This is a genomic window from Escherichia sp. E14V7 (assembly GCF_004212225.1).
Lineage (GTDB): Bacteria > Pseudomonadota > Gammaproteobacteria > Enterobacterales > Enterobacteriaceae > Escherichia.
On record NZ_RHJJ01000016.1, the window covers coordinates 76,068 to 95,032 of the forward strand.

At 51.1% G+C, this 18,965-nt stretch carries 20 protein-coding genes; 11 read left to right on the forward strand and 9 right to left on the reverse strand.

The window, feature by feature from the left end; genetic code table 11:
- Positions 1 to 122: 122 nt before the first annotated feature.
- The gene (gene cpxP, locus D9741_RS18355) at positions 123 to 623 is read right to left on the reverse strand and encodes a cell-envelope stress modulator CpxP (RefSeq protein ID WP_130206850.1); all 501 of its coding nucleotides are present in this window, start codon (positions 621 to 623) and stop codon (positions 123 to 125) included.
- A 148-nt stretch (positions 624 to 771) separates the two neighbouring features.
- On the opposite strand from cpxP, the gene cpxR reads away from it, so the two are divergent.
- Together cpxR and cpxA are read left to right on the forward strand one after the other, a co-directional pair.
- Positions 772 to 1,470: an envelope stress response regulator transcription factor CpxR gene (gene cpxR / locus D9741_RS18360; protein ID WP_130206632.1), complete on the forward strand. Its 699-nt coding sequence runs from the start codon at positions 772 to 774 to the stop codon at positions 1,468 to 1,470.
- Complete coding sequence (gene cpxA / locus D9741_RS18365; protein WP_000580414.1) at positions 1,467 to 2,840, forward strand: envelope stress sensor histidine kinase CpxA; 1,374 nt, start codon at positions 1,467 to 1,469, stop codon at positions 2,838 to 2,840. The genes cpxR and cpxA overlap by 4 nt, the downstream gene beginning before the upstream one ends.
- Before the next feature lie 75 nt (positions 2,841 to 2,915).
- Here the strand turns inward: cpxA and yiiM are convergent, their stop codons facing one another.
- The gene (yiiM, locus tag D9741_RS18370) at positions 2,916 to 3,620 is read right to left on the reverse strand and encodes a 6-hydroxyaminopurine reductase (protein WP_130215252.1); all 705 of its coding nucleotides are present in this window, start codon (positions 3,618 to 3,620) and stop codon (positions 2,916 to 2,918) included.
- 152 nt (positions 3,621 to 3,772) lie between these two features.
- Here yiiM and D9741_RS18375 point away from each other — a divergent pair, with 152 nt between their 5' ends.
- Positions 3,773 to 4,663 carry a dihydrodipicolinate synthase family protein gene (locus D9741_RS18375; protein WP_130215250.1) on the forward strand — a complete coding sequence of 297 codons (891 nt, stop codon included), beginning with the start codon at positions 3,773 to 3,775 and terminating at the stop codon, positions 4,661 to 4,663.
- A gap of 55 nt (positions 4,664 to 4,718) precedes the next feature.
- Here D9741_RS18375 and kdgT read toward each other — a convergent pair whose 3' ends face one another.
- Both kdgT and sodA read right to left on the reverse strand, forming a co-directional pair.
- Positions 4,719 to 5,702 carry a 2-keto-3-deoxygluconate transporter gene (gene kdgT, locus D9741_RS18380; protein ID WP_130215248.1) on the reverse strand — a complete coding sequence of 328 codons (984 nt, stop codon included), beginning with the start codon at positions 5,700 to 5,702 and terminating at the stop codon, positions 4,719 to 4,721.
- Between the two features lie 259 nt (positions 5,703 to 5,961).
- Positions 5,962 to 6,582, reverse strand: a complete 621-nt coding sequence (gene sodA / locus D9741_RS18385; RefSeq protein ID WP_130215246.1) for a superoxide dismutase [Mn] — start codon at positions 6,580 to 6,582, stop codon at positions 5,962 to 5,964.
- Positions 6,583 to 6,867: 285 nt separating this feature from the next.
- Between sodA and rhaT the strand changes: the two genes are divergently transcribed.
- Positions 6,868 to 7,902, forward strand: coding sequence for an L-rhamnose/proton symporter RhaT (gene rhaT, locus D9741_RS18390; RefSeq protein ID WP_130215244.1), 1,035 nt, complete (start codon positions 6,868 to 6,870; stop codon positions 7,900 to 7,902).
- Here rhaT and rhaR read toward each other — a convergent pair.
- Together rhaR and rhaS are read right to left on the reverse strand one after the other, a co-directional pair.
- Positions 7,899 to 8,747, reverse strand: coding sequence for an HTH-type transcriptional activator RhaR (gene rhaR / locus D9741_RS18395; protein WP_130215242.1), 849 nt, complete (start codon positions 8,745 to 8,747; stop codon positions 7,899 to 7,901). The two genes, rhaT and rhaR, sit on opposite strands and share 4 nt — an antisense overlap.
- 72 nt (positions 8,748 to 8,819) lie before the next feature.
- A complete protein-coding gene (gene rhaS / locus D9741_RS18400; RefSeq protein WP_130215240.1) occupies positions 8,820 to 9,656 on the reverse strand; it encodes an HTH-type transcriptional activator RhaS in 837 nt (278 codons plus the stop codon).
- 287 nt (positions 9,657 to 9,943) lie between these two features.
- Between rhaS and rhaB the strand changes: the two genes are divergently transcribed.
- From rhaB to rhaM, 5 genes are all read left to right on the forward strand, one after another.
- Positions 9,944 to 11,413: a rhamnulokinase gene (gene rhaB, locus D9741_RS18410; RefSeq protein WP_130215236.1), complete on the forward strand. Its 1,470-nt coding sequence runs from the start codon at positions 9,944 to 9,946 to the stop codon at positions 11,411 to 11,413.
- A complete protein-coding gene (gene rhaA, locus D9741_RS18415) occupies positions 11,410 to 12,669 on the forward strand; it encodes an L-rhamnose isomerase (protein WP_130215234.1) in 1,260 nt (419 codons plus the stop codon). The genes rhaB and rhaA overlap by 4 nt, the downstream gene beginning before the upstream one ends.
- Before the next feature lie 174 nt (positions 12,670 to 12,843).
- A complete protein-coding gene (gene rhaD / locus D9741_RS18420; protein ID WP_130215232.1) occupies positions 12,844 to 13,668 on the forward strand; it encodes a rhamnulose-1-phosphate aldolase in 825 nt (274 codons plus the stop codon).
- Positions 13,669 to 13,739: 71 nt separating this feature from the next.
- Positions 13,740 to 14,888, forward strand: coding sequence for a lactaldehyde reductase (fucO, locus tag D9741_RS18425; RefSeq protein ID WP_130215230.1), 1,149 nt, complete (start codon positions 13,740 to 13,742; stop codon positions 14,886 to 14,888).
- Positions 14,885 to 15,199: an L-rhamnose mutarotase gene (rhaM, locus tag D9741_RS18430; protein WP_130215228.1), complete on the forward strand. Its 315-nt coding sequence runs from the start codon at positions 14,885 to 14,887 to the stop codon at positions 15,197 to 15,199. The genes fucO and rhaM overlap by 4 nt, the downstream gene beginning before the upstream one ends.
- A 94-nt stretch (positions 15,200 to 15,293) precedes the next feature.
- On the opposite strand, the gene D9741_RS18435 is transcribed toward rhaM, so the two are convergent.
- Positions 15,294 to 16,034, reverse strand: coding sequence for a MipA/OmpV family protein (locus D9741_RS18435; RefSeq protein ID WP_130215226.1), 741 nt, complete (start codon positions 16,032 to 16,034; stop codon positions 15,294 to 15,296).
- 124 nt (positions 16,035 to 16,158) lie between these two features.
- Here D9741_RS18435 and D9741_RS18440 point away from each other — a divergent pair, with 124 nt between their 5' ends.
- Complete coding sequence (locus tag D9741_RS18440; protein ID WP_130206642.1) at positions 16,159 to 17,133, forward strand: LysR family transcriptional regulator; 975 nt, start codon at positions 16,159 to 16,161, stop codon at positions 17,131 to 17,133.
- On the opposite strand, the gene D9741_RS18445 is transcribed toward D9741_RS18440, so the two are convergent.
- The gene (locus D9741_RS18445; RefSeq protein ID WP_130215224.1) at positions 17,130 to 18,266 is read right to left on the reverse strand and encodes an HlyD family secretion protein; all 1,137 of its coding nucleotides are present in this window, start codon (positions 18,264 to 18,266) and stop codon (positions 17,130 to 17,132) included. The two genes, D9741_RS18440 and D9741_RS18445, sit on opposite strands and share 4 nt — an antisense overlap.
- A 5-nt stretch (positions 18,267 to 18,271) precedes the next feature.
- Complete coding sequence (locus tag D9741_RS18450; RefSeq protein ID WP_130215222.1) at positions 18,272 to 18,595, reverse strand: DUF3302 domain-containing protein; 324 nt, start codon at positions 18,593 to 18,595, stop codon at positions 18,272 to 18,274.
- A 122-nt stretch (positions 18,596 to 18,717) separates the two neighbouring features.
- Here D9741_RS18450 and D9741_RS18455 point away from each other — a divergent pair, with 122 nt between their 5' ends.
- Positions 18,718 to 18,921 (forward strand): hypothetical protein, encoded by a 204-nt coding sequence (locus D9741_RS18455; protein ID WP_130215220.1) that lies wholly within the window; start codon positions 18,718 to 18,720, stop codon positions 18,919 to 18,921.
- The last annotated feature ends 44 nt before the right edge of the window (positions 18,922 to 18,965 follow it).

Sequence of the window (18,965 nt, forward strand, 5' to 3'; positions counted from 1 at the left end):
AGTATAACGGATGCAAATCATCTGCAATGCATCAAGTAACAGGCAAATTGCGGATAAAAAAAACCCCCACATCATGTGGGGGAAGACAGGGATGGTGTCTATGGCAAGGAAAACAGGGTTTACTACTGGGAACGTGAGTTGCTACTACTCAATAGCTTCAACGATGAACTTTTTTGCCATTGCGTCACGTCGCGCAACTGTTCCATTCGTTGTTGATGTTTCTTGTTTAAAACCGCTTGCTGCTCCGGCGTTAACAGGCGATACATTTGGTTGCGGACTTTTGCCATCTCAACCTGACGAGCTATTTGCTCGTTCGCCATTTTTTCTGCCTGTGCGCGCACAGCGTTTTCATCAAAATTTTCTGCGGTGACAAGGCGATGCATTGTCTCCAGTTCGCTAACATTAACAGGTGGCTGTTCGTGCCGGGCCTGTTGCATAAGATCTCGCATCTGCTGACGCTGATGTTCGGTTAAACTTATGCCGTCGAACATATGGCTCTGCGTACTGCGCTGCGTAAGTTCTTCTCCCGGATGCCAGTTATCGCCTGAACCGACTTCAGCAGCGTGGCTTAATGAACTGACTGCCAGCGTTGAGGCCATGACGGCAGCGGTAACTATGCGCATCATTTGCTCCCAAATCTTTCTGTCGCGATTCAACGATAGAGAGTTTACGATTCAGGCTGCAAACATGCGTCAGGGGGTGTAAAACAACGTAAAGTCATGGATTAGCGACGTCTGATGACGTAATTTCTGCCTCGGAGGTATTTAAACAATGAATAAAATCCTGTTAGTTGATGATGACCGAGAGCTGACATCCCTGTTAAAGGAGCTGCTCGAGATGGAAGGCTTCAACGTGATTGTTGCCCACGACGGGGAACAAGCGCTTGCTCTTCTGGACGACAGCATTGATTTACTTTTGCTTGATGTGATGATGCCGAAGAAAAATGGTATCGATACGCTGAAAGCACTTCGCCAGACACACCAGACGCCAGTCATTATGTTGACGGCTCGCGGCAGTGAACTTGATCGCGTCCTCGGCCTTGAGCTGGGTGCAGATGACTATCTCCCGAAACCGTTTAACGATCGTGAACTGGTTGCACGTATTCGCGCGATCCTGCGCCGTTCGCACTGGAGCGAGCAACAGCAGAACAGCGATAATGGTTCGCCGACGCTGGAAGTTGACGCCTTAGTGCTGAATCCAGGCCGTCAGGAAGCCAGCTTCGACGGGCAAACACTGGAGTTAACCGGTACTGAATTTACCCTGCTCTACCTACTGGCGCAGCATCTGGGTCAGGTGGTTTCTCGCGAGCATTTAAGCCAGGAAGTACTGGGCAAACGCCTGACGCCTTTCGACCGTGCTATCGATATGCATATTTCCAACCTGCGTCGTAAGCTGCCGGATCGTAAAGACGGTCATCCGTGGTTTAAAACATTGCGTGGTCGCGGCTATCTGATGGTTTCCGCTTCATGATAGGCAGCTTAACCGCGCGCATCTTCGCCATCTTCTGGCTGACGCTGGCGCTGGTGTTGATGCTGGTTTTGATGTTACCCAAGCTCGATTCACGCCAGATGACCGAGCTTCTGGATAGCGAACAGCGTCAGGGGCTGATGATTGAGCAGCATGTCGAAGCGGAACTGGCGAACGATCCACCCAACGATTTAATGTGGTGGCGTCGCCTTTTCCGGGCCATTGATAAGTGGGCACCACCAGGCCAGCGTTTATTACTGGTGACCACTGAAGGCCGCGTGATCGGCGCTGAACGCAGCGAAATGCAGATCATTCGCAACTTTATTGGTCAGGCCGATAACGCCGATCATCCGCAGAAGAAAAAGTATGGCCGCGTGGAACTGGTCGGTCCGTTCTCCGTGCGTGATGGCGAAGATAATTACCAGCTTTATCTGATTCGTCCGGCCAGCAGTTCTCAATCCGATTTCATAAACTTACTGTTTGACCGCCCGCTATTGCTGCTGATTGTCACCATGTTGGTCAGTACGCCACTGCTGTTGTGGTTGGCCTGGAGTCTGGCAAAACCGGCACGTAAGCTGAAAAACGCTGCCGATGAAGTTGCCCAGGGGAACTTACGCCAGCATCCGGAACTGGAAGCGGGGCCACAAGAATTTCTTGCCGCAGGTGCCAGTTTTAACCAGATGGTGACCGCACTGGAGCGCATGATGACCTCCCAGCAGCGCCTGCTTTCTGATATCTCTCACGAGCTGCGCACCCCACTGACGCGTCTGCAACTGGGTACGGCGTTACTGCGTCGTCGTAGTGGTGAAAGCAAGGAACTGGAGCGTATTGAAACCGAAGCCCAGCGTCTGGACAGCATGATTAACGACCTGTTGGTGATGTCACGTAATCAGCAGAAAAACGCGCTGGTGAGCGAGACAATCAAAGCCAACCAGTTGTGGAACGAAGTGCTGGATAACGCGGCATTCGAAGCGGAGCAGATGGGCAAGTCGTTTACGGTTAACTTCCCACCAGGGCCGTGGCCGCTGTACGGCAACCCAAATGCCCTGGAAAGTGCGCTGGAAAACATTGTTCGTAATGCCCTGCGTTATTCCCATACGAAGATTGAAGTGGGCTTTGCGGTAGATAAAGACGGTATCACCATTACGGTGGACGACGATGGTCCTGGCGTTAGCCCGGAAGATCGCGAACAGATTTTCCGCCCGTTCTATCGTACAGATGAAGCGCGCGATCGTGAATCTGGCGGTACAGGTTTGGGGCTGGCGATTGTCGAAACCGCCATCCAGCAGCATCGTGGTTGGGTAAAAGCGGAAGACAGCCCGCTTGGCGGTTTACGTCTGGTGATTTGGCTGCCGCTGTATAAGCGGAGTTAAACTCCGCATTTGTAGGCAGGATAAGGCGTTTACACCGCATCCAGCGTCTGAGCATGATGCCTGATGCGACGCTAGTCACGTCTTATCAGGCCTACTCTCCGGGGGGTATTTCCCCCACAACCGCCGTGAATTATCTTCAATCTTGCCGCTAAGTCGGCGTTTCTGCATCGTCCGCGTCCAGCTTTTCGATAGCCCGGCTGCGGAAAGCAAACGGTGATACTGCTCATCATCAAACGGCATATGCCATGCGATGGCGGCAGCCTCTTGCACGGTCACATCGCTAACGCGGGAAACCAACTCCAGCGGAGCATCAGCAGATACCTGCCCCGGCGCAATCACGCTATACAGCCAGCCGACTTTACCCGTGTTTTGCATCAACTGAGCTATATCACTGATATCAAAGTGGTAATTGAGTTTGTAGCACGGAGAGCGCGGCTGGGAGACCTGAATCAACGCCTCTCCCCAGCGGAAAATATCGCCAATATAAACATTGCTTTCCGTCAGACCGTCGGTTGAGAGGTTTTCACCAAACGCAGGTGCAACAAACAACTCTGCCTGTTCCGGAAATTCCCGCGCCCAGTAGAGATAATGCTCGCGAGGATAATGACACAGCGCCCTGTCCGGCCCACCGTGAATCTTTTTCTCTGCCTGTTCGTCGCCTTCCAGCCCCAGTTCTGTCAACATCAACTCGCCATCGACCTGCATTTTCGCAATTGCACTTGGACGGCTTTCCGGATAATCCCGAATTTTGCCTACGTATACATCAACTGGATATCGCATCTGTTCCCTCTCCACCAAGAAATTTCCCCATTAGACCATATTTATTTTACGTCAGGCGCGCAAAATGAGAGCGCGGTTCACATGACGACGCCTTAGAAATGCTATCAATGAGATGAATTTGAAACGCCATTTCATTATAAGGAGTGTTCAACGTGACCGAGCAAAAACAGTTTTCTGGCGTCTGGTGTCCTTCCATCACGCCGATGGATAAAGACGGGAATGTAGACCTTAACGGACTGAAGCAGCATCTGCAGCGACTCACTGACGCTAACATCGATGTGATATTGCTAATGGGAAGCATTGGTGAGTTTGCTTCCTTCACACTGGAAGAGAGGCTCATGCTTATTCGTGAAGCACGAGCCATGAGCACGCTAAAAATGGTGGCCAACGTCTCGTCCACATGCACACATGATGTACTGGTTATGGCGCAAGAAGCGTATCGCGTTGGGTACGATGCGGTGATGATCCTCCCGCCTTATTACTACGGCCAGACGGCGAAGCAATTATTAAGCTATTTCCGCCATCTGGGTCGCGAATTACAGGGCAAATGGTTCGCATATAACTTCCCGGCGCGGACCGGTTGTGATTTAACCCCTGACCTGGTCGCCACACTGGCGAGTGAGTTTCCTGAGTTTGCCGGAATTAAAGATACTGTCGATTGCCAGTCACACACCCGCAGCATGATTCAGGCAACTCAGGCTGTGCGTCCTGATTTTGCGGTGCTTTCGGGGTATGACGAGTATTACATTCCTAATTTGCTGGCTGGCGGCGCGGGGATAATCTCTGGCTTAAATAACGTTATGCCAGAGCTGTTTGTCGGAGCCCGCGAAGCCTTCAAACGCGGCGACCTGGCAGCTTTACAAGATATTCAGCAACAGATTGGTACTTATATGTCCATCTACGCCATCGGTGAAGATTTTGTCACTACCATCAAGACGGTGGTATCACGTAAGTTTGGTTACTGCACAGGAGTGTCGCGCAATGCCGGTGGGGAGTTAACAGAAAGCGAATGTCGGACGATCGATGAGGTGTTTGTTATTTAAGGTAAAACGCCGGATGAACGTCAATTCACCCGGCGATGATATGGAATAAGAGAGGTTATTTCACCGTACCCAGAATTTCGATCTTCGCCGCTCTGGCTTTGGCTTTACGTGACCAGACAGAGGTAAGAATTGGCACCAGAATCGAAGTCACAATTACCGCCGTCGCCACCAACGAAGTTGCCGCAGGCGCCATCGGTTTAAAGGCCGGGATCATTTCCGCAATCAGTACCGGCGTTGCCACTGCGGCCCCGGCAGAACTGGAGGCGGCAATTCCGGCAGTGCCATCGCCACCGCCAATCAATTTATCGGCAATAATCAACGGAATACCGGTCACGATAATCACCGCCACACCCAACAGGATCCCCAACAAACCTGTCTGGGCAATCACGGTTAAATCAATGGTATTGCCCAGCGCGAAGGCAAAGAACGGAATCAGCGTCTGCACCGCTTTGCTAAAAAACTCGCGCAATTCAGGATCAAGGTTCCCCAGCGCGAAGCCCACCAGGAACGGCAATACTGCGCCAACGAAAACATGCGGTTCAAACGAAGCAATCCCGGCGGTTCCCAGAATAATCATCGTCATTAGCGGACCAGATTCCAGCGACATCAACACAAATGCCCCGGCCTCTTCTTTGGTGCCGTACTGTTGCATGATAGAGGCATACAGACCGCCGTTGGTCATGTCCATTGCCGCCACCAGCGCCAGCGTTGAAAGCCCGGCAAAAAATCCAACTTCGACACCGTGCTCAGGAATAATGCGCGAAGCAATGGCTGCAACCACCCACGCAACGGCAATTTTGGTTACCACCAGCGTACCGGATTTACGCAACACTGTTCCCGTCGCGCTTAATTTGATAGACGCCCCCATGCAGAAAAACCACACCGCCAGAATAGGCACCGTGCCAGTAATCATCCCGTTGGTGAATGATCCAAAATATTTACCCGCCCCCGGCGAGAAGGTATGACACAGTGCACCAAGGAACAGCGGGATGAGCATCATCCCCCCCGGGATTTTCTCTATCGTGCGTTTTATCTGCATTTCCATCACCTGTTGGCATATTTTTATAGGCTGATGCGAAGTTCCTTAACGGAGCATCAGTGTTGATGGAAACGAAGATAGACATTCATCATGGCAATAAAAGTGATCAACACCACACCAATTGAAACATCGTTTTAATTTTATAGGATCATTGTTTTTCTTTTGAAATTGATCACAAAAAAACCACCGTTATGCACGATGGTTTGTTTTTTATGCTGACACGAGGCGTCAACGCCTCATTACAGCAGACAAGATGCGATTATTTTTTCGCCGCGAAACGTGCCGCAGCTTCATCCCAGTTCACCACGTTCCAGAACTCTTTGATGTAGTCCGGACGACGGTTCTGGAATTTCAGGTAGTAAGCGTGTTCCCACACATCCAGGCCCACAATCGGGAAGCCGGAAGCGCCAGAAATGGCTTCGCCCATCAGCGGGGAGTCCTGGTTAGCAGTAGAAACCACCGCCAGTTTATCGCCTTTCAGCACCAGCCATGCCCAGCCGGAACCAAAGCGGGAAGCTGCCGCTTTTTCAAATTCTGCTTTGAAGTTTTCAACGGAACCGAAATCACGTTCGATAGCCGCTTTCAGATCGCCCTGCAGGGTGGTGCCTTTTTTCAGACCTTTCCAGAACAGACTGTGGTTAGCGTGACCGCCAGCGTTGTTGCGCAGAACGGTTTTTTTGTCTGCTGGCAGCTGGTCCAGTTTGGTGATCAGCTCTTCAACCGGCAGGTTAGCGAATTCTGGCAGGCTTTCCAGCGCCGCGTTGGCGTTGTTGACGTAGGTCTGATGGTGTTTGGTGTGGTGGATTTCCATGGTCTGCTTATCGAAGTGCGGTTCCAGGGCATCGTAAGCATACGGCAGGGATGGCAGGGTATAGCTCATATTCATCTCCAGTATTGTCGGGCGGCCGATTGTTAATGCCGCGTAAGCAGTTGGTTCATTATAGTTAATTAAATGATATTGAAAATGATTATCAATGCCGTACTTTTCATAGGGGAATGGTTTTGCAGGGAAATGTCCGAGATGTGAACCAAATCACCCACTTAATGCCGTGATTGCCAGTAAATCGGCAACGGCGGCAACAGGCGAAAGGTTAATCGACAGCACGATTTTTACACTCATCTCGTCGGAGATGTGACGCGACGAAAAAATGATGAGGATAAGAAGATGAGTAACGCGATTACGATGGGGATATTTTGGCATTTGATCGGCGCGGCCAGTGCAGCCTGTTTTTACGCTCCGTTCAAAAAAGTAAAAAAGTGGTCATGGGAAACCATGTGGTCAGTCGGTGGGATTGTTTCGTGGATTATTCTGCCGTGGGCCATCAGCGCCATGCTACTACCTGATTTCTTGGCATATTACAGCTCGTTCAGCCTCTCTACCCTGCTGCCTGTTTTTCTGTTCGGCGCTATGTGGGGGATTGGTAATATCAACTACGGCCTGACCATGCGTTATCTCGGCATGTCGATGGGGATTGGTATCGCCATTGGCATTACGTTGATCGTCGGTACGCTGATGACGCCAATTATCAACGGCAATTTCGATGTGCTGATTAACACCGACGGTGGGCGAATGACGTTACTCGGCGTACTGGTGGCGCTGATTGGCGTGGGAATTGTGACTCGCGCCGGGCAGTTGAAAGAGCGCAAAATGGGCATTAAAGCCGAAGAGTTCAACCTGAAAAAAGGGTTGGTGCTGGCAGTAATGTGCGGCATTTTCTCTGCCGGGATGTCTTTTGCGATGAACGCCGCAAAACCGATGCATGAAGCGGCTGCCGCGCTGGGCGTTGATCCGCTGTATGTCGCACTGCCAAGCTATGTTGTCATCATGGGTGGCGGTGCGATCATCAACCTCGGTTTCTGTTTTATTCGTCTGGCAAAAGTGAAAAGTTTGTCGCTAAAAGCCGACTTCTCGCTGGCGAAACCGCTGATCATCCACAACGTATTGCTCTCGGCGTTGGGCGGTTTGATGTGGTATCTGCAATTCTTTTTCTATGCCTGGGGACACGCCCGCATTCCGGCGCAGTATGACTACATCAGTTGGATGCTGCATATGAGTTTCTATGTATTGTGCGGCGGTATTGTCGGGCTGGTGCTGAAAGAGTGGAACAATGCGGGACGCCGTCCGGTTACCGTGTTGAGCCTCGGTTGTGTGGTGATTATTATTGCCGCCAACATCGTCGGTATGGGCATGGCGAGTTAATCTTTCCGGGAATTGCGATGACGCCACTGGCTGGGCGTCATCCCGGTTTCACGGGTAAACACCACCGAAAAATAGTTGCTATCTTCAAAGCCACACTCTGTCGAAATATCACTGATTAACAGGCGGCTATGCTGGAGAAGATATTGCGCATGGCACACTCTGACCTGCCGCAGATATTGATTGATGGTCATCCCGGTCTGCTGGCGAAATTGCTGGCGCAAGACGCGTTCACTACACGCCGCCTCATCACAGAATTTATCCAGCGCAAAAGGACTTTTCAGGCTGGCCGCCAGCCGGGTAATCAGCTTATCCAGCAACGTTTCGCTGGATGTTGGCGGTAACGAATCACTGGTGTAACGATGGCGCTTCAAAAGCATCACCAACTGCCCGAACAGTAACTCCGCCATTTCGTTGGCAAACGGCGCGGGCTGACTGCTCTCGTGCTCAAGCTGCCCGATAACCTGCCGCACCTGCGCCATGCCCGCACTACCTAAACGCCAGTGTGGTTGTCCTGCGCTGGCGTTAAACCCTGGAATCGCCCCCTGCCAGTCGAGATTAAGCGTCAGCCGCTCCGGGCAATAAATAATGTTCTGCAAAACCAGATCGTTAACGGAAGCGTAGGAGTGTTTATCGTCTGCGTGGATATAAAAGAGATCGCCGCGGGTAATACGATGAGGACGATCGTTGAGCACGTGCAAACCGTTACCGCGCCAGACGATCACCAGTTCACAAAAATCATGTGTATGCTCGGCAAAGACATCCTGCGGATAACGATCAGCAACAGCGACCGCCTGCTGTTCGCTGGCAAAAAAATCTTTTTTACGAAGGACAAACTGATGAACCACCGTGCCACCTCAGCCAGAAGACGCGTTTGATTATTCATAAACTGGCGTGGAAATACGTTGAGAAGATTCGCGTTATTGCAGAAAGCCATCCCGCCGCTGGCGAATATCGCGTGGTGACCAGTTAAACTCGCGGCGAAACAGCGTCGAAAAGTGGTTACTGTCGCTGAATCCGCAGCGATATGCGATTTCGGTCACGCTTTCCTCGCTATGACGTAAAAGATGACGCGCCTTCACCAACCGTAAACGGTTAAGGTAACGCTGGGGCGTCAAACCGGTTTGCTGTTTTAGCTGACGATGCAACGTGCGTAGTGACAGAGAAAATTGATCCGCCATCATTTCCCAATTCACCTCGTCGGCAAAATGCTCTTCCAGCCAGGCCAACAACAAGTTCAGGCGCGATTCGCGACTTTCCATGCTCTCCTGCAAACTGTTTTTACGCAGCAAGAGCAGTAATTGCATAAACAAAATCTCACCGCTGGCTTTCGAGGGTAAATCATTCGTTCTGTCCTGCTGTTCCAGTTGCGAAACCAGCTGCCGTACCTGCTGCAATATGCTGTGGCTCACGCGCCAATGGGACGGATATTGCCCGTCTTGCTCTTGCGGTAGAAGCTGATGCAGCCCGGCGAGAAACTGAAATCTATCCGGGGAGCGATACAGCACATTGGTCAAATACAGATTGTCCGTATGTTCATATAAATGCCGATCATGATCGCGCACGAAACAGATTGTTCCACCGGAGATGGTATAAGGCTGCCCATTGAAAATGTGGATACCCGTGCCATGTTCGACAATCACAATCTCATGGAAATCATGGTGATGTTCAGGAAAATCCACCTGTGGAAGCCGGGGTTCTATTGCCACAGACACGTTACCAGACGGAAAAAAATCCACGCAATGTAATACGTCCATATAAGCCTCCTGATGCCGTCAACATGGCGGAATAGTAATCAAGCGGTTTGGTTCTTACCTTAAACTTTCGACAGCAAAACACGTAAAAAATGTCGATTTTTCAAGATAAAGCGTGATTTTTCAGAAAATGCGGCAAACATCACACCACCACAATTCTGAAAATTGTGAACGCCATCACGTTCATCTTTCCCTGGTTGCCAGTGGTGTATTTTCCTGTCAGTAACGAGAAGGTAGCGAAGTCGGGCGCTTCTTAGACTGGGCGTAATGAAACTTAGAAGGATCTCATTATGACCTTTCGCTACTGCGTTGCCGTTGATCTTGGCGCATCCAGTGGGCGCGTAATGCTGGCGCGTTACCACCGTGAATGTCGCAGCCTGACGCTGCGTGAAATCCATCGTTTTACCAATGGGCTGTATTACCAGAGCGGCTATGCCACCTGGGATGTCGATAGTCTGGAAAACGCCATTCGCCTTGGGTTAAACAAGGTGTGTGAAGAAGGGATTCATATCGATAGCATCGGTATTGATACCTGGGGCGTGGACTATGTGCTGCTGGATCAACACGGTCAGCGCGTCGGTTTACCGATTGCCTATCGTGATAGCCGTACTAACGGACTGATGACATTGGCACAGCAGCAACTCGGCAAACGCGATATTTATCAGCGTAGCGGCATCCAGTTTTTGCCCTTCAATACGATCTATCAGCTGCGTGCGCTGACGGAGCAACAACCTGAACTTATCCCGCACATTGCTCACGCTCTGCTGATGCCGGATTACTTTAGTTATCGTCTGACCGGCAAGATGAACTGGGAGTACACCAACGCCACGACCACGCAACTGGTCAATATCAATAGCGATGACTGGGATGAGTCCCTGCTGGCGTGGAGCGGCGCCAACAAAGCCTGGTTTGGTCGTCCGACGCATCCGGGTAATGTCATTGGTCACTGGATTTGCCCACAGGGTAATGAAATTCCGGTGGTCGCCGTTGCCAGCCATGATACCGCCAGCGCGGTTATCGCCTCGCCGTTAAACGGTTCCCGCGCCGCTTATCTCTCCTCCGGCACCTGGTCATTGATGGGCTTCGAAAACCAGACGCCATTCACCAATGATGCGGCGCTGGCAGCCAACATCACCAATGAAGGCGGTGCGGAAGGCCGCTATCGGGTGCTGAAAAATATCATGGGTTTATGGCTTCTTCAGCGGGTGCTTCAGGAGCAGCAAATCAACGATCTCCCGACGCTTATCGCCGCGACACAGGCACTTCCGGCCTGTCGCTTCATCATCAATCCCAATGACGATCGCTTTATTAATCCTGAGGCGATGTGCAGCGAAATTCAGGCTGCGTGTCAGGAAACGGCGCAACCGATCCCAGAAAGTGATGCTGAACTGGCGCGCTGTATTTTCGACAGTCTGGCGCTGCTGTATGCCGATGTACTGCACGAACTGGCGCAGCTACGCGGTGAAGATTTCTCGCAACTGCATATTGTCGGCGGCGGCAGCCAGAACGCGCTGCTCAACCAGTTATGCGCCGATGCCTGCGGTATTCGAGTGATTGCCGGGCCAATTGAAGCCTCGACGCTCGGCAATATCGGCATCCAGTTAATGACACTGGATGAACTCAACAATGTGGATGATTTCCGTCAGGTAGTAAGCGCCACCGCGAATCTGACCACCTTTACCCCTAATCCTGACAGTGAAATTGCCCACTATGTGGCGCGGATTCACTCAACACGACAGACAAAGGAGCTTTGCGCATGACCACTCAACTGGAACAGGCCTGGGAACTGGCGAAACAGCGTTTCGCGGCGGTAGGGATTGATGTCGAGGAGGCGCTGCGCCAACTTGATCGCTTACCCGTTTCAATGCACTGCTGGCAGGGCGATGATGTTTCCGGTTTCGAAAACCCGGAAGGTTCACTGACCGGCGGGATTCAGGCCACAGGTAATTATCCGGGGAAAGCGCGTAATGCCAGCGAGCTACGTGCCGATCTGGAACAAGCTATGCGACTGATTCCTGGCCCAAAACGGCTTAATTTACATGCCATCTATCTGGAGTCAGACACGCCAGTCTCGCGCGACCAAATCAAACCAGAGCACTTCAAAAACTGGGTGCAATGGGCGAAAGCCAATCACCTCGGTCTGGATTTTAACCCCTCCTGTTTTTCGCATCCGCTAAGTGCCGATGGCTTTACGCTCTCGCATCCCGACGACCGCATTCGCCAGTTCTGGATTGACCACTGCAAAGCCAGCCGTCGCGTTTCGGCCTATTTTGGCGAGCAACTTGGCACGCCATCGGTGATGAACATCTGGATACCGGATGGCATGAAAGATATCACCGTTGACCGTCTCGCCCCGCGCCAACGTTTGCTGGCAGCACTGGATGAAGTGATCAGCGAAAAGCTGAACCCTGCGCACCATATCGACGCCGTAGAGAGCAAATTGTTTGGTATTGGCGCGGAGAGCTACACGGTTGGCTCCAATGAGTTTTACATGGGATATGCCACCAGTCGCCAGACTGCGCTGTGCCTGGATGCCGGACACTTCCACCCGACAGAAGTCATTTCCGACAAGATTTCCGCCGCCATGCTGTATGTGCCGCAGTTGCTGCTGCACGTCAGCCGTCCGGTGCGCTGGGACAGCGATCACGTGGTACTGCTGGATGATGAAACCCAGGCGATCGCCAGTGAGATTGTTCGTCATGACCTGTTTGACCGCGTGCATATCGGCCTCGACTTCTTTGATGCCTCCATCAACCGCATTGCCGCGTGGGTCATTGGCACGCGCAATATGAAAAAAGCCCTGCTGCGTGCGTTATTAGAACCGACAGCCGAACTGCGCAAGCTGGAAGCGGCGGGTGATTACACCGCACGACTGGCGTTGCTGGAAGAGCAGAAATCGTTGCCGTGGCAGGCGGTGTGGGAAATGTACTGTCAGCGTCACGATACGCCAGCGGGTAGCGAATGGCTGGAAAGCGTGCGTGATTATGAGAACGCAATTTTAAGCCAGCGCGGGTAAACACTGCCGGATGCGGCACAAGTGCCTTATCCGGCTTACGGGTCAGCAACAGTTGTAGGTCTGATAAGACGCGACAGCATCGCATCAGGCATTGATTGCCAGATGCGGCACGAGTGCCTTATCCGGCTTACAGGTCGTGCATCCGACAACACCGAATTTACAGGAACACAGAACATGCAAAACATTACCCAGTCCTGGTTTGTCCAGGGAATGATCAAAGCCACCACCGACGCCTGGCTGAAAGGCTGGGACGAGCGCAACGGCGGCAACCTGACGCTGCGCCTGGATGACGCCGATATCGCGCCTTATCACGACAACTTCCATCCACAACCGCGCTATATTCCATTAAGCCAACCAATGCCTTTACTGGCAAATACGCCGTTTATCGTCACCGGCTCCGGCAAATTCTTTCGTAACGTCCAGCTCGATCCAGCCGCCAATTTAGGCGTCGTAAAAATCGACAGCGACGGTGCGGGCTACCATATTCTCTGGGGGCTAACCCACGAAGCCGTCCCAACTTCTGAACTTCCGGCACACTTTCTCTCCCATTGCGAACGCATTAAAGCCACCAACGGTAAAGATCGGGTGATCATGCACTGCCATGCCACCAACCTGATCGCCCTCACCTATGTACTGGAAAACGACACGGCGGTCTTCACTCGCCAACTGTGGGAAGGCAGCACCGAGTGCCTGGTGGTATTCCCGGATGGCGTTGGCATTTTGCCGTGGATGGTGCCCGGCACGGACGAAATTGGCCAGGCGACCGCGCAGGAAATGCAAAAACATTCACTGGTTTTGTGGCCATTCCACGGCGTCTTCGGCTGCGGTCCGACGCTGGACGAAGCGTTTGGCCTGATCGATACCGCAGAAAAATCGGCGGAAGTATTGGTGAAAGTGTATTCGATGGGCGGCATGAAACAGACCATCAGCCGTGAAGAGTTGATAGCCCTCGGCAAGCGTTTCGGCGTCACTCCGTTGGCAAGCGCACTGGCGCTTTAACACCCCGTTTCGCATCTGGCGGCGCGGGTTATGCCGCCGAACAGAAGGATTTGCTCTTAAGGAGAATAATCATGAGTTTTATGTTGGCATTACCGAAAATCAGCCTGCATGGCGCTGGGGCAATTGGCGATATGGTAAACCTGGTTGCGAATAAGCAGTGGGGAAAAGCACTGATCGTTACCGATGGGCAACTGGTTAAGTTGGGATTGCTGAACAGTCTGTTCACCGCGCTGGATCAACACGAAATGTCTTACCACCTATTTGATAAGGTCTTTCCAAACCCCACCGAAGAACTGGTGCAAAAAGGCTACGCTGCATTTCAGGACGCCGCATGTGATTACATTATTGCTTTCGGTGGCGGTAGCCCGATTGATACCGCAAAAGCCGTAAAAATCCTTACCGCTAATCCAGGCCCTTCTACTGCTTACTCTGGCATTGGCAAAGTAAGAAACCCAGGCGTGCCGCTGGTGGCGATCAATACTACTGCCGGAACCGCTGCTGAGATGACCAGCAATGCGGTGATCATCGACACTGCGCGGCAAGTGAAAGAAGTCATCATCGATCCGAATATTATTCCTGATATCGCCGTGGATGATGCCAGTGTAATGCTGGAGATCCCGGCCTCCGTTACCGCTGCCACCGGTATGGACGCACTAACCCATGCCATAGAAGCCTATGTTTCCGTTGGCGCCCATCCGCTAACTGATGCCAACGCGCTGGAAGCTATCCGCCTGATTTCTCTGTGGCTGCCGAAGGCGGTAGAAGATGGTCATAATCTGGAAGCTCGCGAACAGATGGCTTTCGGGCAATATCTGGCGGGAATGGCTTTTAACAGCGCGGGACTGGGGCTGGTTCACGCACTGGCGCATCAGCCCGGTGCTACCCACAACCTGCCACACGGGGTGTGTAATGCCATCTTGTTGCCAGTAATCGAAAACTTTAACCGCCCGAATGCCATCGCACGCTTTGCCCGTATCGCCCAGGCGATGGGGGTCGATACGCGCGGGATGAGTGATGAAGCGGCAAGTCTGGAAGCAATTAATGCCATTCGAGTCTTGAGCCATCGCGTGGGTATACCTGCGGGATTTAGTCAACTTGGCATCAGCAAAAAGGATATCGAAGGCTGGTTAGATAAAGCCCTGGCCGACCCATGCGCACCATGTAACCCACGTACCGCCAGCCGCGACGAAGTGCGTGAGCTTTATCTGGAGGCGTTATGATCCGCAAAGCCTTTGTTATGCAAGTCAACCCGGACGCTCACGAAGAGTATCAGCGTCGGCATAACCCGATCTGGCCGGAACTGGAAGCTGTATTGAAATCCCACGGCGCGCATAACTACGCCATCTATCTCGACAGCACGCGTAATTTGCTGTTTGCCACGGTAGAGATTGAATCTGAAGAACGGTGGAATGCGGTTGCCAGCACTGAAGTCTGCCAACGTTGGTGGAAGCATATGCAGGACGTGATGCCCGCTAATCCGGATAACAGCCCGGTCAGTAGCGAGCTGAAAGACGTCTTTTACATGGCATAATCCACTGCGGTGCCGGATCCCCCTCCGACACCGCGATGACAATTGATTAATATAGATTTCGCTGACGCAATTTATCCAACATCTCCCGGGTCAATTAAAAACGCCAGCTCACGCCGGTGACAAAGGTAAAACTCTCATTACGATCAATCATCGGGCTGTCGGTAATCTCTTCCGGCAGCTCGCTGTATCCGGCACTCGCCATTAATACGACGTGTTCTCCGATGGGGTATTTTGCCGTCAGGCTGACATATGGCACCCAGGCATCTTGCGCGGTATAACTCGCCAGACCGCTGCGACGAGACTCGCTCTCTGAAATGCCATAGTAATAGTCACTGAAATTCTCGTCATAATAGAGAACGCCAAGAGCAGGTGTCAGCGACAGGCGACCTATCTGCATTTTGTGGAATAACGATAACTCACCTACCCAACCGTTACTGTTATCCAGAACATCAGCCGCCGCAGAAGCTTTCACGGTCCCCCAACGCTCATGGTGATACCAGGCAACTCCCGCCATTGCCGTACTGTCACGCTTATCGAGTTGTTGCATAGCATGGTCGTCATTATCGGCAGGATCAAATTCCAGCGGCATCCAGGATGCGGTCAGGCTAAGTTCATTTTTTTCACTTTGCGACAGAATAAAACCTAACGTGGTCTGGCGGACATAAAAAGAATCGCCCTCATAACTGATCAGCGGAATTGCTTTGGTATTTTCATTATAACCGCGATAAGGCGATTCATTATAAACTGCGCCAGCACCAACGGATAATTCTGCGGCAGTTGCACTTGCCATAAAAGGCATAAAAAATAACGCCACAATATTGCGGTTAATTAACATGTCCGACATTCCATTTTAAATTAAGATAAAAAAGAGTCGGCATAGTAATGCTTACAATTTCTCCGGTGCAAGATTCATATTTATATAGTAATATATAAAATTATATATAAATTGGACTGTTGCGATGACAAAATTACAACTCAAGTACCGGGAGTTAAAAATTATCTCGGTAATCGCTGCCAGTGAAAATATCAGCCATGCGGCTACCGTGCTTGGCATCGCGCAGGCCAATGTCAGTAAATATCTTGCTGATTTTGAATCAAAAGTGGGCTTAAAAGTCTTTGACAGAACCACACGGCAACTGATGCTGACGCCTTTTGGCACCGCGCTATTACCGTACATTAATGATATGCTCGACAGAAACGAGCAGCTTAATAATTTTATTGCAGATTATAAGCATGAGAAACGTGGTCGGGTTACCATCTACGCACCAACTGGCATTATTACCTATTTATCCAAACACGTTATCGACAAAATTAAAGATATCGGTGAAATCACCTTATCGCTAAAAACCTGCAATCTTGAGCGCAACGCCTTTTATGAAGGTGTCGAATTTCCCGATGATTGTGATGTTTTAATCAGCTACGCGCCACCAAAAGATGAATCGCTGGTTGCCAGTTTTATTACGCAATATGCAGTAACCGCCTATGCCAGCCAAACTTATCTTGAGAAACACCCCATTAGCCGACCAGACGAACTTGAACATCACTCCTGTATTTTGATCGACTCGATGATGATCGATGACGCGAATATCTGGCGCTTCAACGTCGCCGGAAGTAAAGAAGTACGTGATTATCGTGTTAAGGGAAATTACGTCTGTGACAATACTCAGTCGGCGCTGGAGCTGGCGCGAAATCACCTGGGGATTGTGTTTGCGCCAGACAAAAGTGTGCAGAGCGACCTGCAAGACGGCACGCTGATCCCCTGTTTCCAGCAACCGTATGAATGGTGGCTGGATCTGGTGGCTATCTTCCGGAAACGGGAATACCAGCCCTGGCGGGTCCAGTATGTGTTGGACGAGATGCTGCGTGAAATTCGCCACCAGCTTGCCCAGTCGCAGCAACTGCGGCCTGAACAAGCGGCGGAAAACAAAGATTAATGGTCGAGATAAAGGTAATGCACCCAGCTGGTCATGCGTAACAGCACTTTGCGCATAACCGAAACATGGCTGAAATGATCAGAGTAGACCGCCACCTGGGCGTAAATACCGTCTGGTAAAGCGCTCAAATCTGTATGCTCATCCAGTTCAATGGTCGCGATAACGCCATCTGAACCCGGCGCTGTGTTTAACGTCTGTAAGGTGCCGGTCGACTGATAAGCCCCGCCGGGAACGGCTGGACTAATGGCTGCCAGCTTACCGCTGAAGACCTTACCTGGCAGGGCATTAAACACCACTTCCGCATCATCGCCGGGGGCCAGGCGCAGCAAGGAGTTCTGGCGGAACTGCGCCACAATTTGTCGTTTCTGATCGGGTATAAACACCATTACCGGACGCAGCGGCAGCGACGCAGCATACGTTCCTGGACGAATCAGTACCTGAGTCACGTAACCGTCGCTCGGCGCACGCACTACCGTCTGCTCAAGGTTATATTTTGCTTCCGCAAGCTGCGCTTTCAGGCTGGCGATTTGTGAATGTTCACCCAACACCAGGCTATCCAGTTGGCTCTGGATCTGTTTTTGTTCCGCCGCCGAAGACTTCACTGAGGCTTCCTGCGCCAGATAATTTTGCCGCGCCACATCGATATCCCGTTCTGAAAACGGATTTACTTTTGCCTGACTGCCGCGTGCGTAACGCTGGTACTCTTTAGCGAATTTATCCCGCGTGGCCTTTGCCTGCTGGGTATTCGCCGCCATCTCATCTAACTCTGCACCTAATGCCCGCTGCTTATGTTCTGCGGTGACGATATCCGCCATCAGCCGATCCACCCGCGCCTGATAACGCGTCGGGTCCAGTCGGAACAGCACCTCACCTTTTTTAATCAGCGTATTTTTCTTGTCCGTCACTTCAATCACCACGCCTGTCACCTGCGGGACAACAGGAATGGAAATAACCGCTTTTTGCGCTTTAAAGGTGTATGGATGGTTATAGTTCATTAATAGAATTAAGCCGCTGACAATAAATATGCCGCCCAGTGCCGCAGTAGGGATGGTCCATTTATTCACGGGGATTTTAAAAATTTTAAACATTGCCCATGCGAAAGCCACATAGGTCAAAATAATCAGTAAATCCATAAATATTACTCGGTAGAAGGAGCTTTCATATCGGCGAGCTGTTTCTCCAGCCCGGCAATACGCTGTTGCAGTTGCACAACGGATGAATCATGGTTTTGCATTCCCCATCCCCGCTCCGGGCGGTAAAGCGTGGCCCAAATCCACAAAAAGGGCCAGATAACGTGCAGCGTAAAAAGACTCACCCAACCAGCAACATGAATGGCGTCGGCATGAGGATGATTACGTTTTTTCGCTATCAGGTAGGGAATATCATGTAAAATAATAATCCCATAGAAGATCACCAGAAATACAAAAATAAGCACTCCCAGTGCAAAATAATCCAGGAACATATTTTCCTCAGAGAATATAAAAAAGAACAATTAACGCATATTATGAAATGCCATGATGCAGTGCAATTTTCTTATTTATATAACGACATATTGTTTTTTATATACTTTCTGAAGTGTGCTGCGTGGCTTTTCAACAGGCCGAGGCTTATCATATTGAAATAATGGAACTATTAGCCAAACTAATGAATAACTCCAGTAAAACATCCACAATGCAGATTAAGCGTATTAAACCTTCAATTATCTACCGTTTATTATTGATTGGTCTCGGAACGCCAATGGTGATTTACGGCCTGGTTCGCCCGCTCACCATCGAAACGCGAGATTAAACTCCTGGCAAAACACGCCCCAGAAACGCACTTATGTTGGCGTA

Coding starts and splice junctions, on each gene's coding strand:
- cpxP (WP_130206850.1), bottom strand. CDS start 623: ATGCGCATAGTTACCGCTGCCGTCATGGCCTCAACGCTGGCAGTCAGT.
- cpxR (WP_130206632.1), top strand. CDS start 772: ATGAATAAAATCCTGTTAGTTGATGATGACCGAGAGCTGACATCCCTG.
- cpxA (WP_000580414.1), top strand. CDS start 1,467: ATGATAGGCAGCTTAACCGCGCGCATCTTCGCCATCTTCTGGCTGACG.
- yiiM (WP_130215252.1), bottom strand. CDS start 3,620: ATGCGATATCCAGTTGATGTATACGTAGGCAAAATTCGGGATTATCCG.
- kdgT (WP_130215248.1), bottom strand. CDS start 5,702: ATGCAGATAAAACGCACGATAGAGAAAATCCCGGGGGGGATGATGCTC.
- sodA (WP_130215246.1), bottom strand. CDS start 6,582: ATGAGCTATACCCTGCCATCCCTGCCGTATGCTTACGATGCCCTGGAA.
- rhaT (WP_130215244.1), top strand. CDS start 6,868: ATGAGTAACGCGATTACGATGGGGATATTTTGGCATTTGATCGGCGCG.
- rhaS (WP_130215240.1), bottom strand. CDS start 9,656: ATGGACGTATTACATTGCGTGGATTTTTTTCCGTCTGGTAACGTGTCT.
- rhaB (WP_130215236.1), top strand. CDS start 9,944: ATGACCTTTCGCTACTGCGTTGCCGTTGATCTTGGCGCATCCAGTGGG.
- rhaA (WP_130215234.1), top strand. CDS start 11,410: ATGACCACTCAACTGGAACAGGCCTGGGAACTGGCGAAACAGCGTTTC.
- rhaD (WP_130215232.1), top strand. CDS start 12,844: ATGCAAAACATTACCCAGTCCTGGTTTGTCCAGGGAATGATCAAAGCC.
- fucO (WP_130215230.1), top strand. CDS start 13,740: ATGAGTTTTATGTTGGCATTACCGAAAATCAGCCTGCATGGCGCTGGG.
- rhaM (WP_130215228.1), top strand. CDS start 14,885: ATGATCCGCAAAGCCTTTGTTATGCAAGTCAACCCGGACGCTCACGAA.
- D9741_RS18435 (WP_130215226.1), bottom strand. CDS start 16,034: ATGTTAATTAACCGCAATATTGTGGCGTTATTTTTTATGCCTTTTATG.
- D9741_RS18440 (WP_130206642.1), top strand. CDS start 16,159: ATGACAAAATTACAACTCAAGTACCGGGAGTTAAAAATTATCTCGGTA.
- D9741_RS18445 (WP_130215224.1), bottom strand. CDS start 18,266: ATGGATTTACTGATTATTTTGACCTATGTGGCTTTCGCATGGGCAATG.
- D9741_RS18450 (WP_130215222.1), bottom strand. CDS start 18,595: ATGTTCCTGGATTATTTTGCACTGGGAGTGCTTATTTTTGTATTTCTG.